We start from the raw sequence: 13,199 nt of genomic DNA on the forward strand, positions 1-13,199 counted from the left end.
GAACTCGTGGTGCGGATGAAGGGGTCAGTCTGCGTTTGCCACAGTCTGTCCTGGAGCCGTCTTGTGATTGACGGGATCGCGCAGGAGCGTGTCGGTCATGATGTCGCGGGCCAGAGGTGCGGCGACTTCAGCGCCCGCGTTGCCATGCTCGATCACCACGGAAACCGCATAGCGCGGGTCATCGTAGGGCGCAAAGCAGATGAACAGGGCGTGCGGACGATATTCCCACGGCAGGTTGGCGGAATTGAAGTGGCCACTCTCGCGCATGGCCCGCGACACACGCCGGACCTGCGCGGAACCGGTCTTGCCTGCCATCGTGATGCCGGGAAGGTTGAGGCGCGCCTTGGGAGCGGTGCCGTGCTGTTCGTTGACCACGGCGTACATGCCTTCGCGCACGGCCTTGAGCATGTGAGGATTGAGATCCATCTCCGGCCAGTGCTGTGGGTCGATCTGCGCACCGATCTCTCCGTTCACGGCTCGCACCAGATGAGGCTGTACCGCCCGACCCGTGGCGATGCGAGAGGTGTAAGTGGCAAGCTGGAGCGGTGTGACCTGTACGAAGCCCTGTCCAATGCCGCTGACGATGGTGTCACCCCCGTTCCAGTGATGCTTGTGCTTTTGCCGCCATGCAGGCGTAGGGATCAGTCCCGCGCGTTGATGCGGCAGTTCGATATCGAGTTTCGTGCCGAGCCCGAGCGCATGCGAAGTGTCCGCCAGCCGCTCCATGCCGAGCCGGTGCGCGACTTCGTAAAAATACACGTCGCAGGAATATTTCAGTGCGAGATGAAGATCGACCGAGCCGTGTCCATGCTTTGCCCAGCAATGGAAGCGCGCCCCTCCGAGGTCGTAGTGACCGGGACAGAAAAAACGGTCGGTGGGAGTGATGACCTCCGCTTTCAGGGCGGCCAGCGCCACGGCGGGCTTGAAGGTGGAGCCGGGCGGATAGACACCTGCCACGGTCTTGTCGATCAGCGGGGTGCGCTGGTCGGACGTCCACTCGGCCCACTGGGCGCGACTGACACCACTGTCGAACAGGGACGGGTCGAAGGAGGGCGTGCTGCACATGGCCAGCACTTCGCCGTTGCGGCAATCCATCACCACGGCGGAGGCCGCCATGTCACCAATGCGGTTCTGCACGGCCTGATGCAGCCCTACGTCGAGCGTGAGCGCCAGTTCGTCGCCTGGCGTGCCGTCCTGCCGGTCCAATTCGCTCATCACGCGCCCAACGGAGTTGACCTCCATCTGCACGGAACCGGCCTGTCCGCGCAGAAGCTGGTCCTGACTCTGCTCGATGCCTGCGCGTCCGACACGCATGCCGGGAAGCGCCAGCAGGGTGGATTTCGCCACGTCCTGTTCGTTGGGTGGCCCGACATATCCGACCGTATGCGCCAGCAGCGGACCGAGCGGATAAGAACGTGTGGTGCCGACATCGATCATGACGCCGGGGAGAGAAGGGGAGTTCAGTTCGATCCGCGCCATCTCGTCCCATGACAGGAACTCGCGCAGCATGACGGGCACAAATTTGCGCTTGTGTCGCAATTCACGGGCGATACGTGTGCTGTCGCGCTCTTCCAGAGGGATGAAGGATGAGAAACGCTCGATGGTACCTTCGACGTCCGTGGTTTCTTCCGGCAGCAGCAGCGCGCGCCAGTTCGTGCGATTGGCGGCGACGACTGTGCCGAAACGATCGGAAATCAGGCCGCGGGGCGGTGCGAGCAGCCGGGTGCTGGTGCGGTTGCGGTCGGCCAGTTTTGCGAAGTGATCGCCGCTGTTGATCTGGAGATCGTACAGGCGTCGTCCCAACTCACCCAACGCGGCTGTCTGCACGGCCATTATCAGAAGAGCACGACGGGTGAAGACGCCACGTCCGGAGTCTTTCTGCTCACGGATGGGCAGAAGCCTGCGAAGCCCGTCGCGCTTTCTCCGGCGAGGTTTCCACATCATGGAAACATCTCCCCGTGGCGGAAAGTCATGCTCCATTCCCTCATGACTGCGGTTCCGGGTTGGCAAGCCGATGATGTGCCCATGTCCCTGCGGCTGCCAGCAGGGGATAGACGCCGATGGCGAGGAGACATTCGAAGATGACGGGGGCCAGAGGCATGGGCCGGAAGGCCAAAAGCGAAATCAGGAACCACAGCAGCCAGCAGGCCGCGGACCCCAGCACGGCGAAGATACACCACATCCCGAGAAAGTTCAGGCGCATCAGGCCAAAGCGGGCATGCACGGCAATTCCATGCAGCAGCAGAAACACGAAGGCGTCCACACCGGGAGAGGCAAATCCCACGAGATCCATCAGAAGGCCGAGCCCGAACACGATCAGCGCGGACATCGAGGCAGGGCGCCAGACGGACCAGAAAAAGACCGAGGCCATGACAAGGCCCGGCAACAGGGCTGTCGCCGCCGGAAAACCCGTTGGTGCGGCCAGCAGAACGATGACGAGCGCCGTAATGCCACCCGGCAAAAGACGCCGCGCCAACCGGTCCAGCCGCTGGGCCAATGCGACGCTGGAATCCTGATTGCGATGCCATGATGAACCCGGGTTGGCTGTCATGATCCGGACTCTTATCCGCGCCCGGAAGGAAGAGGGGACGCCGGCATGACAGGGGTGGCCTCACCCTGATCTTCCGGGGAGGTGGCGGGAGCCGTATCCGCAGGAGTGGGCGTCTCTTCGTGGTGGGGAACGGGTGTTTGGACAGGACGATCATCCTGATGTCCCGTCATGCCGCCGACCACGCCATCAAGAGTCATGCCTTCCATGGGATTGCTGTGTTTGGCCATGTGGCCGCGCTGGGGAGCCACCGGCACGCGGCCCGGTGCATCTGGCGCATCGATGGTTTCTGTCTCGAAATCGAACACGCGCAGAATGTGCAGATGATCCAGTCGGGCATAGGGCATGACGATGGGGGTTGCCGCACGGATGTAATGTACCGTTCCCACAGGCAGACCTCCCGGCAGAAGATCGCCCTGTCCAGACGTAACCACGCGCTCGCCTTCCACGGGATGATTATCCTGAGCGTAAAACATCAGGCGGGGCATAGGGGAATTATCCCCTGCCATGATGGCGGTACCGTGGCTGCTTTCGAGCATGACCGGAATACGACTTGCCACGTCATTGATCAGCAGGACACGTGCTGAATGATGCCCGGTTTCGGTGACACGTCCCGCAAAGCCATCAGCGGCCAGCGCAATATTACCGACACGCACGCCACTGTCCGGCCCGGCATTGATGAGAACGGCGTGAGAATACAGCCCTCCTATATCGCCAACCACCCGTGCGGTTACGAAGGACGGCACAGGATCGGGCATCCAGTGGAGGTTTTCCTTGAGCGTGGCATTTTCCTGCGTGAGGGAAATGGCGACGTCATACCATCCTCGCAGGGTTTCATTCTCTGAACGTAGACGCGCGTTTTCCTGTGCCAGATGCCCGATGCCGCGCAGCTCGGACAGCGCCGCTGACATCTCGTCTCCGGGCGTGGCCACCAGCGACCACAAGGGAGACAGCACATCCGCCACAGCCATGCGGGCGGCCACCGTTGCCCGTTGGTCAGCCCAGCCGAGCAGTATGGTGGCAATCGACAGCAGCAGCATCGCAGGGAACCAGAGCCGGTCCAGTGCCTGACGTATCTGGATGGAGACGGGAATCACCGTTTCGACATCCAGTCCTCGTGCTCACGAGCCGAGTTCGTCACGCAGGGATATGCCCGCTTCATTGCCTCTTTCTCAGCCAAGGAACCTCCCGCCTTCCGAGGCTTTTGGTCCCCGGCCTACGCCGCCCGCATGGGCAGGCTGGCGGTCTCAATCCACATATTGGCAAAAAGTTGCGGGCAATGCATGGACATTTTTCGTCAATACATCGTTGTCAGGACGTCGCGCAGACGCTTCATCTCTTCCAGTGTGCGGCCGGTGCCCAGCGCCACGCAGGAAAGCGGGTCTTCCGCAACCGTTACAGGCAGGCCTGTGGACAGCCGCAGAACTTCATCCAGACGATAAAGAAGCGCTCCACCGCCGGTCAGGACGATGCCCTTGTCCACAATGTCGGCCGCAAGTTCGGGCGGTGTGTTTTCCAGCGTCAGCTTTACGGCTTCAATGATCTGAGTGATGGGCTCAGCCAGACTCTCCGCGATCTGGGCCTGCGAGACCACGACTTCGCGTGGGGCGCCGCTGATGAGATCGCGACCTTTTACGTGTTGAAGGGGACCGGGATCGTTCGGATCATCGGGCATCATGGCGGAACCGATGGACATCTTGATCCGCTCGGCCGAACTCTCGCCGATCAACAGGCTGTGCATGCGGCGGATATAGGAAATGATCGCCTCATCCATCTTGTCGCCGCCCACGCGTACTGAACGGGCATAGACAATGCCACCGAGCGAGATCACGGCCACTTCGGTCGTGCCGCCGCCGATATCGACGATCATGCTGCCTGAAGGTTCGGTCACGGGTAGTCCCGCTCCGATGGCGGCGGCCATAGGCTCCTCGATCAGGAACACCCGACGGGCACCCGCGCTTTCGGCGCTTTCCTGAATGGCCCGACGTTCCACGGCCGTGGAGCCGGAGGGCACGCAGATGATGACCTGCGGACTGGTGAAAATGCTGCGGTTGTGAACGCGCCGGATGAAATGCTTGATCATTTCCTCAGCGACTTCGAAATCCGCAATCACGCCATCGCGCATAGGACGGATGGCGGTGATGTTGCCGGGCGTGCGGCCCACCATCTGTTTGGCTTCTTCGCCAACGGCGAGCACCTGTTTCTTGCCGCGAGATTCCGCAATCGCCACAACAGAGGGCTCATTGAGGACAATGCCTCGGCCCTTGACATATACGAGCGTATTGGCGGTGCCGAGGTCGATTGCCATGTCAGCGGACATGAGACCCAGCAGGCGAGCGAACATCCACAACTCCTGGCCAGCAAGTGCGTCACGCGCCCCGTTGCGCGGACGGACATTCCCGAAACCCCCGCATGGCCTGCCGACGGGCACTCAGGCATCCGGTTAAAGACCCGATGGTGTCGTGCGTCATTTCTGGCCACGCGCTGGGCCGAAGGTGGCTTAGCGAGGCCGCCCCGTTCCCGCAAGGTCCATGATCGAGAAAGCTTCATGGAAATTGAGAAAAGAGGCGGAAGAAAAAATTTCCGGTTTCAGGATGGGAGACGAAGTGCTGTGCTGAGAGTGTTCATCTTTTGACGTGTGTCTATCGGCAACTGCCTCACCTTCCTTTCGTTTCTGCTCTGCCAAGACAATTTCGTGCCGCAGTTTTCAGGACGTGGGCATGAGAGGAATTCAGAGGTGATATTATATGGACTGTGCATCGACAGATGAACGGAAACGCGGCGGCTGGAGCATCCTGCTGGTTCTGTTGCCACTGCTGTTATTGGGCGGCTGCGGGAGTCCTTATAGTCCTGGAGCCCGGGCTGGTTCGGGCGCATTAATCGGAGCGGGTGGTGGCGCACTGATCGGTGGGGTGGCAGGTGGGGGCGGCGGGGCTGCGATCGGTGCGCTGGCCGGTGGAGCCACGGGAGCCGCTGTGGGAGCGGCAACGACACCGAATCGTCCCAACAGCGGTGGCTATCGTAGTCGTTGATCGATACATTTGCGCCATATTCGCGCCATGGGCGGGGAGCAGGACAAGACTGCGACTCTCGTCTATGTGTCGTATGCACCGCAACGTCGGATATCAGGAATATGATGAGGCTGAAGACTACAACCACTGTTGCCGCCCTTGCGCTTGCCAGCTTGCTGTCTGGCTGCGGCGACCCCTATAGCCCCGGTATTCGGGCCGCCAACGGCGCGTTGATCGGCGGCGGCGGCGGCGCGGCCATCGGTGCACTGGCCGGTGGTGGACGTGGCGCGGCCATCGGTGCGGTGGCTGGTGGTCTGCTCGGTGCGGGCACGGGCGCTCTTACCACCCCGAACCGGCCCGGTGGGGACTACCGTAGCGGTTATCAGCAGCCGCAGTATCAACAGCCTACACAGCCCGGAAACTACCAGCAGCCGCAGTATCAGCAACAGTACCGGCAGCCTGCGCAGCAGTATTATCCTCAGCAGCAACAGCAGGGCAGCTATTATCAGCAACGCGCTTACTGACGGCTCTCCTCGGGGAACATGATGTGTGAGAGGTTGCTCGTCGTCTTTTGGTTTGCGTCAGGCGGGGTTTTGCGTTAAGCACCCGCCTCCGCACCGGCACCCCTGGAGGCCGGCGTGTGTTCGCATACTCAGGAGCTTATCAAAGTGGCGACGAAACTGATTCCGATTCAAGCATCCCTGCGCGCGAAGGCTGGTAAGGGGGCAGCGCGCGCAACCCGTCGTGAAGGTCTGGTTCCGGCCGTGATCTATGGCGCGAAAAAGGATGCCACCCTGATTGCCCTCGATCCGCGCATCATCATGCGCGAACTGCACAAGCCTGGCTGGCGCTCGCATGTCTATGAAGTCACTGCAGGCGACATCAGCGAGCGCGTTCTCATGCGCGACATGCAGTTCCATCCGGTGACGGACGCGCCGATCCACGTGGACTACCAGCGCCTTGCACCGGGTCATAAGGTTCATGTTGAGGTTGCCGTACATATTGTGGGCGAAGAGGTTTCCCCCGGCATCAAGCGCGGTGGCGTGCTCAATGTTGTGCGTCACACCATTGAAGTGACGGCTGATCCGGAAAACATTCCGGAGCTTTTCACGGCTGACATTTCCGAGCTGGACATCAACGACAACGTGCGTTGGGATGATCTCAAGGGCACCGAGGGCGTTGTCGCTACCGTGCAGATCCCGAACTTCGTCGTGGCCACCATTGCCGCGCCGACGGTCGATGTCGAAGAAGAAGCTCCTGCGGCTGAGGCTGAAGCCGCACCTGCTGAAGAAAAGAAGTAAGGAGGCCCGCTGGGCCGGGGAAGTCATTCTTCTCCGGACCCACGGGACAGACCGCCATGAAACCGGCGCTCCAGCTCTGGGTGGGTTTGGGAAATCCTGAGCCTTCCATGAGCCGCAACCGCCACAATATCGGCTTCATGGCGGTCGACGCCATTGCGAACCGCCATGGTTTTTCGCCATGGCGCAAGCGGTTTCGTGGCGAGGTTGCCGAAGGTCGTGTGGGTGGTGCGAAGGTGCTGCTGCTCAAGCCGATGACCTATATGAACCTGTCCGGCGACAGCATTCGCGAAGCCGCGACATTCTACAAAATTCCCCCCGATGCCATCACCGTCTTTCACGACGAGCTTGATCTTGCTCCCGGCAAGGTTCGTGTGAAGAAAGGTGGCGGTGCGGCCGGTCATAACGGACTGCGCTCAACGGATCGCCAGCTTGGAACGCCAGATTACTGGCGCGTGCGTCTGGGCATCGATCACCCCGGTTCCAAAGAGCGGGTGCATGGCTGGGTGCTGGGCGATTTCGCCAAAGCCGACCAGCCTTGGCTGGATGATCTGATGGATGCCATCTCCGATGCCGTCCCCTTGTTGGCAGAAGGACAGAGAGAGGCTTTCATGAGCCGTATCGCCCTTCTCATGGCCAACACTCCCCAATCCCCGACACCACCCGGCCCCGGAAAGGGCCAGACAGGAGTAAGAGACTGATGGGCTTTAACTGCGGCATTGTCGGACTGCCCAATGTCGGCAAGTCCACGCTCTTCAATGCCCTGACCGCCACGGCGTCGGCGCAGGCGGCCAACTATCCGTTCTGCACCATTGAGCCGAATGTTGGGCGTGTGGCTGTGCCCGATCCGCGGTTGGAGAACCTGGCCCGCGTCGGCAAATCCCAGAGGATTCTGCCTACGAGCCTTGAGTTCGTGGATATTGCCGGGCTGGTGCGTGGCGCGTCGCGCGGAGAAGGTTTGGGCAATCAGTTCCTCGCCAACATCCGTGAAGTGGACGCCATCATCCACGTTTTGCGCTGTTTCGAGGATGACGACATCACCCATGTCGAAGGTGGCGTCGATCCGGTGCGTGATGCCGAGATCATTGAGACAGAACTGATGCTGGCCGATCTGGACTCGCTGGAAAAGCGGATTGTCGCCCTTCAGAAAAAGGCTCGCGGCAACGACCGGGAGGCGCAGGCTCAGGTCGAACTGATGGAGCCGCTGATCGCCGCGTTGCGTGAAGGTCGTCCGGCCCGCACAGCCATTCCTGCCGGACAGGAAGCTGCCGCCGCACGTCTTCAGCTGATGACGACGAAGCCCGTACTCTATGTCTGCAACGTAGAGGAAGGCTCAGCGGCGACGGGTAATAGTTTCTCCAAGGCCGTCGAGGAACGCGCGAACGCCGAAGGGGCTGCCTGTGTTGTGGTGTCCGCCGCCATCGAGGCTGAAGTCAGCCAGCTTCCCGCCGAAGACCAGAAGGAGTTTCTTGAAGGTCTGGGGCTGGAAGACAGTGGTCTCGACCGTGTGATTGCTGCCGGCTATCGCCTGCTCGGCCTGTCCACCTATTTTACAGTGGGGCCGAAAGAGACGCGTGCATGGACCATCACGGCCGGCACGAAGGCGCCTCAGGCCGCGGCTGTCATCCATAACGATTTCGAGCGGGGCTTCATTGCCTGCGAGACCGTCTCTTATGACGATTATGTGAAGTATAATGGGGAGGCAGGCGCCAAGGAAGCGGGCAGGATGCGTGTCGAGGGACGCGATTACGTCGTGCAGGATGGCGATGTTCTGTTGTTCCGCTTCAACGTCTGACCGAACATCCACAAGCCAAGAGAGGACAGGGGACCAGAAATGAGCGCCAGCACGCAGGCGGAAGCGACCACACCCGGCGCGATCGAGGCCATGGCCCGCGCAGCTCGGGTGGCAGCCCGGACGCTGGCGCAGTCGCCAACCGTGGAGCGTGATAAGGCGCTATGGGCGGCAGCGAATGCTCTGCGCGAAACCCGTGATATTATTCTCGAAGCCAATGCGAAAGATCTGGCGGCTTATAAAGGCAGCGAGGCTTTTCGGGACCGGCTGACTCTTACGCCCGAGCGCATCGAAACGATGGCAAAGGGGCTGGAGGATATGGCGGATCTGTCCGATCCGGTCGGCCGTATCCTCAGTGAATGGACGCGTCCCAATGGATTGAAAATCCGTCGCGTGGCCACACCTATCGGGGTTTTGGGTGTGATCTATGAGAGCCGTCCCAATGTCGGCGCGGATGCCGCGGGATTGTGCATCAAGTCCGGCAATGCCGTTATCCTGCGTGGCGGTTCCGAGAGTTTTCACTCCGCACAAGCGATCCACGCGGCCATGGTGGCAGGTCTGAAAGCGGCCGGGTTGCCTGAGGCGGTGGTGCAAATGGCGCCGAGCACTGACCGTCAACATGTTTCTGACATGCTACAGGCGGCGGGTCTGATCGACCTGATCATTCCGCGCGGGGGGCGTTCTTTGGTCGAGCGCGTGCAGAACGAGGCGCGGATTCCCGTGCTTGCGCACGCGGAGGGACTTTGTCACACCTACATCCATTCCGCTGCCGAGCCGCAGATGGCGCGGCGTATCATCTGTAACGCCAAGATGCGCCGTCCGGGCATTTGCGGCGCGACCGAGACGCTGCTTATCGACAGCGCCATTGCTCCATCGCTCCTGCCAGATATCGTTTCGGATCTGCGTGAGCTGGGATGTGCTTTCCGTGCCGATGCGCGAGCCAGAGCCATTGTGCCTGACCTTCCGGCAGCCACAGAGGCGGATTTCTCCACGGAATGGCTCGATGCCATTCTGTCCGTGGCGATGGTCGATGGGGTAGATGCGGCGCTGGAACATATCGCGGTGCATGGCAGCGGGCACACGGAGGCTATCATCACATCGGACGAGACGGTCGCCACGCGCTTCCTCAATGGCACCGACAGCGCGGTGGTGATGTGGAACGCTTCCACTCAGTTCTGTGACGGTGGCGAGTTCGGTTTCGGCGCGGAAATCGGTATTGCGACGGGGCGTGTCCATGCTCGTGGTCCGGTTGGGCTCGAACAACTTACGACCTTCCGCTACGAGGTTCTGGGGACTGGTCAGGTCCGACCGTAAGGTCCGCAGACGGTGCCGGTTCATCATGCCACGCTGCCTGTGCGGGGAGATCGGCGCGCATTGCGGATCGGTCTTCTCGGCGGCTCATTCAATCCGGCCCATGAAGGTCATATCCAGATTGCCCGGCGTGCGTTGCATGTGCTGGGACTGGATCAGGTGTGGCTGATGGTGTCTCCCGGTAATCCGCTCAAGGAAAAGCGCGGTATGGCCTCGCTGGCGTCGCGTCTTGCGTCGGTAAGGCGGCTGGCATGTGAGCCGCACCTTGTGCCGACCGCGATCGAGGCGCGCTTGGGCACGCGCTATGCGGTCGATACGGTGCGTGCGCTCAGGAGGCGATTCCCACGTGCGCATTTTGTGTGGCTGATGGGCACGGATGTCTTTGCCGAGCTTCCGCGCTGGCATCGCTGGAAAACCTTTGTGCGGGAAGTGCCGATTGCCGTCATGCCTCGCCCGGGCAGCACGACGGCGGCGCTGCACGGCCAGACGGCGCAACGGCTGCGTCATGCGCGGCTGCCAGTGGGACGTATTCGTCAGCTTGTCGAAAAAACCCCTCCAGTCTGGGCTTTTCTTCCGGGGCCACAGAACGGTATATCGGCAACTGCCCTGCGTCGTGCAGGCAGCGCAGAATCCTTACGTCAGACAGATCGGGCATCCACCCGGCAGGAGATACGGTCATAGCCAGGAAGCCCCCTTCCGATACGGAAGCCAAGCGTCGCACGGCGGGAGCCGGCCCGGCGTCTGCTGCGCCGCGTGTGTCTGCCAAGTCCAAGGCAGCGACCAAGCCCGTCGATCCCGCTCTGGCGGAAGCCGTGAAGGCGCCCGGTACGCCCCGCAAGAAGGCCGCGGCTGCTGGCCCGCGCAAGGAGACGAAGAAGCGTCCGCATGCGCCGGCGGATGAACTGGAGACGTATCTCAAGCTCATCACGGAAAGTATCGACGATGACAAAGGCGAGGACATCGTCGTCATTGATCTGACGGGGCGTGCGTCTTTTGCTGATCGTATGGTGATCGCCACGGGCGTGGCGGATCGTCAGATCGCGGCCATGTCCCAGCATATCGAACGCAAGCTGCGCGAAGCCGGTCTCAAGCGTATTCTCGTGGAGGGTGCGAACGGGTCCGATTGGGTGCTGATCGACGCGGGTGACATCGTCATCCATCTCTTCAAGGCGGAAGCGCGCACGCTTTACGGGCTGGAACAGATGTGGGGCAGCGATCTCGACGAGACCACGGATGGTGAGGTCACCACACTCTGATTGCGTCGTGGATCGGTGCGCTATAGTGCCGATCCCAAGCATGTTGGCGGACGACTCAGGTTGTTCCGACGTCCCCGTAACATGGACGATTACAATCCTGCTTGACCCCTGAAGTCCATTTCAAGCGTGCCTGATATTGCCGGTGATACGTCTTTTGCGTGCGTTCGCTCTGGCAAGGGTATCATGTGACAGTTCGGCATGTTGCTCAGGCCGCTCGTTCCTGCCATTGCAGGCGTCATGACGAAGAGCGCGGATTTCGAGATATTTCTTGCCACCAACCCCGGTCTTGAAGCTGTGCTGTGCGATGAGGTGCGGCACAAGGGGTTCAAGCGACCGGTGGCCGTTCCGGGTGGTGTCATCACGCACGGTGGATGGCCCGAGGTATGGCGGGCCAATCTGTGGGTTCGGGGCGCGACGCGCGTTCTGGCTCGTATCGCTTCCTTCCGGGTCACGCATCTTGCACAACTCGATCAGTTGGCACGGCAGGTGCCGTGGGGCCACGTTCTGCGTGCGGATGTATCCTTCCGTGTCGAGGCCGTGTCTGTAGGTTCGCGCCTCTATCACGAAAAAGCGGTAGCCCAGCGGATCGGCACGGCCATTCATGAGACATTGGGTGCTCTCCAAAGTCCCGACGCGGGAATTGTCGTCCGGGCGCGCGTAGAGCGCAATGTCTGCACATTGAGTGTCGATACGTCTGGCGAAATGCTGCACCGGCGTGGGCACAAGCAGGCCGTCAACCGTGCTCCTCTTCGTGAGACAATGGCGTCCCTTTTTCTACGACAATGCGGTTTTACGGGAGAAGAGTCTGTGCTGGACCCGATGTGCGGCTCGGGCACATTCGTCATTGAAGCAGCGGAGATTGCGGCAAGGTTGAACCCCGGTCGGTCGCGGCATTTTACGTTTGAACAGCTTGCAACATTCGATGCGCAAGCATGGGAAAAGATGCGCAGCGTACAAAGCGTCCGTCCGCCTGCAGCAAGGTTTTATGGAAGTGACCGGGACGCAGGCGCAATCCGCATGAGCCGTGACAATGCGGAGCGGGCTGGGGTGGCAGCGTGGACGGAGTTCATGGAACGGACGATCAGCGAGATCACGCCACCGGAAGGACCGCCTGGCCTTGTCATAACCAATGCGCCTTATGGGAACCGAATTGGCGATCGGAAGCGTCTCATGCCGCTATATCGGGCCTTGGGGCAGGTGCTTCTGGCACGTTTTGGAGGCTGGCGCGTGGGGTTGGTCACAACCGAACGGCATCTGGCCGAGGCAACGGGGTTGCCGTTTCTTGCGCCCGAAGCGCCTGTACCGCATGGTGGTCTGCGGGTTACATTGTTTCGGACCGCACCGCTGCCTCGATAAGCGCATTTGACACCGCATGATGGTCTCGCGTTCCTGCATGCGGCATAGATGGGAAATGGCTGAGATCTTTTTTTTTCGAGCGATGTCTTCATGCGCCTGATAGCCATTGGACGCATGAAAGATTCCCACGAACGCGCTCTTATCGAGCGTTACTGCAAGCGTCTTGATCCATCTCTGACGATTACGGAACTGCCGGATGGAAGAGGAGCGCCGGTCGAAATCAAACGACGTGAGGCCTCCGCCCTTCTCGGGGCGCTGCCGGATCGTGCCCTCGTGGTGGCTCTCGATCTGGGGGGAAAGGTTCTGACCAGTGAAGCATTTTCGGCGCGGCTTTCAGGATGGCTGGAAACGGGACGAACTGTCTGTTTCTTGATCGGGGGAGCCGAAGGATTTGATGCCTCCGTTATAGAACGCGCGGACGCGACCCTGTCGCTGGGGAGCATGACCTGGCCGCACATGCTGGCGCGGATCATGCTGGTGGAACAGATATACAGGGCTCGCGCTATCGCCAGCGGTCATCCCTATCATCGCTCGGGTCGTCCCTGAGACGGCGCTAAGTGTGGGGCGAATACGTCACTTTGGGGGAAAAGAAACACGCCGTCCCGTTTCGATTTGACTTGGTGGGGA

Annotated in this window: 14 protein-coding genes; 10 read left to right on the forward strand and 4 right to left on the reverse strand. The window is 61.0% G+C overall.

The annotated features are described in order from the left end of the window. Window positions 1-24: 24 nt before the first annotated feature. The 4 genes from mrdA to KUA11_RS03040 form a co-directional block, all read right to left on the reverse strand. Window positions 25-1,941 (reverse strand): penicillin-binding protein 2, encoded by a 1,917-nt coding sequence (gene mrdA, locus KUA11_RS03025; RefSeq protein ID WP_217409193.1) that lies wholly within the window; start codon window positions 1,939-1,941, stop codon window positions 25-27. 43 nt (window positions 1,942-1,984) lie between these two features. Next, window positions 1,985-2,551, reverse strand: a complete 567-nt coding sequence (locus KUA11_RS03030) for a rod shape-determining protein MreD (protein WP_217408939.1) — start codon at window positions 2,549-2,551, stop codon at window positions 1,985-1,987. A gap of 11 nt (window positions 2,552-2,562) precedes the next feature. Continuing rightward, window positions 2,563-3,645: a rod shape-determining protein MreC gene (mreC, locus tag KUA11_RS03035; RefSeq protein WP_217408940.1), complete on the reverse strand. Its 1,083-nt coding sequence runs from the start codon at window positions 3,643-3,645 to the stop codon at window positions 2,563-2,565. A 200-nt stretch (window positions 3,646-3,845) separates the two neighbouring features. Next, window positions 3,846-4,892 (reverse strand): rod shape-determining protein, encoded by a 1,047-nt coding sequence (locus KUA11_RS03040; protein ID WP_217408941.1) that lies wholly within the window; start codon window positions 4,890-4,892, stop codon window positions 3,846-3,848. Window positions 4,893-5,295: 403 nt separating this feature from the next. On the opposite strand from KUA11_RS03040, the gene KUA11_RS03045 reads away from it, so the two are divergent. The 10 genes from KUA11_RS03045 to KUA11_RS03090 all read left to right on the forward strand — a co-directional run bounded on the left by KUA11_RS03045 (window position 5,296) and on the right by KUA11_RS03090 (window position 13,118). After that, window positions 5,296-5,580 (forward strand): hypothetical protein, encoded by a 285-nt coding sequence (locus KUA11_RS03045; protein ID WP_254454622.1) that lies wholly within the window; start codon window positions 5,296-5,298, stop codon window positions 5,578-5,580. 101 nt (window positions 5,581-5,681) lie between these two features. Continuing rightward, the gene (locus KUA11_RS03050) at window positions 5,682-6,083 is read left to right on the forward strand and encodes a hypothetical protein (protein ID WP_217408942.1); all 402 of its coding nucleotides are present in this window, start codon (window positions 5,682-5,684) and stop codon (window positions 6,081-6,083) included. A 144-nt stretch (window positions 6,084-6,227) separates the two neighbouring features. Beyond that, entirely contained in the window at window positions 6,228-6,860 is a 633-nt protein-coding gene (locus KUA11_RS03055) for a 50S ribosomal protein L25/general stress protein Ctc (protein WP_217408943.1), read from the forward strand. 56 nt (window positions 6,861-6,916) lie between these two features. Then, window positions 6,917-7,558, forward strand: coding sequence for an aminoacyl-tRNA hydrolase (gene pth, locus KUA11_RS03060; protein ID WP_217408944.1), 642 nt, complete (start codon window positions 6,917-6,919; stop codon window positions 7,556-7,558). Continuing rightward, window positions 7,558-8,652: a redox-regulated ATPase YchF gene (gene ychF / locus KUA11_RS03065; RefSeq protein WP_217408945.1), complete on the forward strand. Its 1,095-nt coding sequence runs from the start codon at window positions 7,558-7,560 to the stop codon at window positions 8,650-8,652. The genes pth and ychF overlap by 1 nt, the downstream gene beginning before the upstream one ends. A gap of 39 nt (window positions 8,653-8,691) precedes the next feature. Further along, complete coding sequence (locus tag KUA11_RS03070; RefSeq protein WP_217408946.1) at window positions 8,692-9,963, forward strand: glutamate-5-semialdehyde dehydrogenase; 1,272 nt, start codon at window positions 8,692-8,694, stop codon at window positions 9,961-9,963. Window positions 9,964-9,975: 12 nt separating this feature from the next. Beyond that, window positions 9,976-10,641, forward strand: coding sequence for a nicotinate-nucleotide adenylyltransferase (locus tag KUA11_RS03075; protein ID WP_217408947.1), 666 nt, complete (start codon window positions 9,976-9,978; stop codon window positions 10,639-10,641). Between the two features lie 119 nt (window positions 10,642-10,760). After that, window positions 10,761-11,216 carry a ribosome silencing factor gene (gene rsfS, locus KUA11_RS03080; protein ID WP_217409194.1) on the forward strand — a complete coding sequence of 152 codons (456 nt, stop codon included), beginning with the start codon at window positions 10,761-10,763 and terminating at the stop codon, window positions 11,214-11,216. A 237-nt stretch (window positions 11,217-11,453) separates the two neighbouring features. Then, window positions 11,454-12,572 (forward strand): THUMP domain-containing class I SAM-dependent RNA methyltransferase, encoded by a 1,119-nt coding sequence (locus KUA11_RS03085; protein ID WP_217408948.1) that lies wholly within the window; start codon window positions 11,454-11,456, stop codon window positions 12,570-12,572. A 90-nt stretch (window positions 12,573-12,662) separates the two neighbouring features. Beyond that, a complete protein-coding gene (locus tag KUA11_RS03090) occupies window positions 12,663-13,118 on the forward strand; it encodes a 23S rRNA (pseudouridine(1915)-N(3))-methyltransferase RlmH (protein ID WP_217408949.1) in 456 nt (151 codons plus the stop codon). Window positions 13,119-13,199: the final 81 nt, after the last annotated feature.

It is taken from the genome of Acetobacter estunensis (assembly GCF_019083805.1).
Classification (GTDB): domain Bacteria; phylum Pseudomonadota; class Alphaproteobacteria; order Acetobacterales; family Acetobacteraceae; genus Acetobacter; species Acetobacter estunensis_A.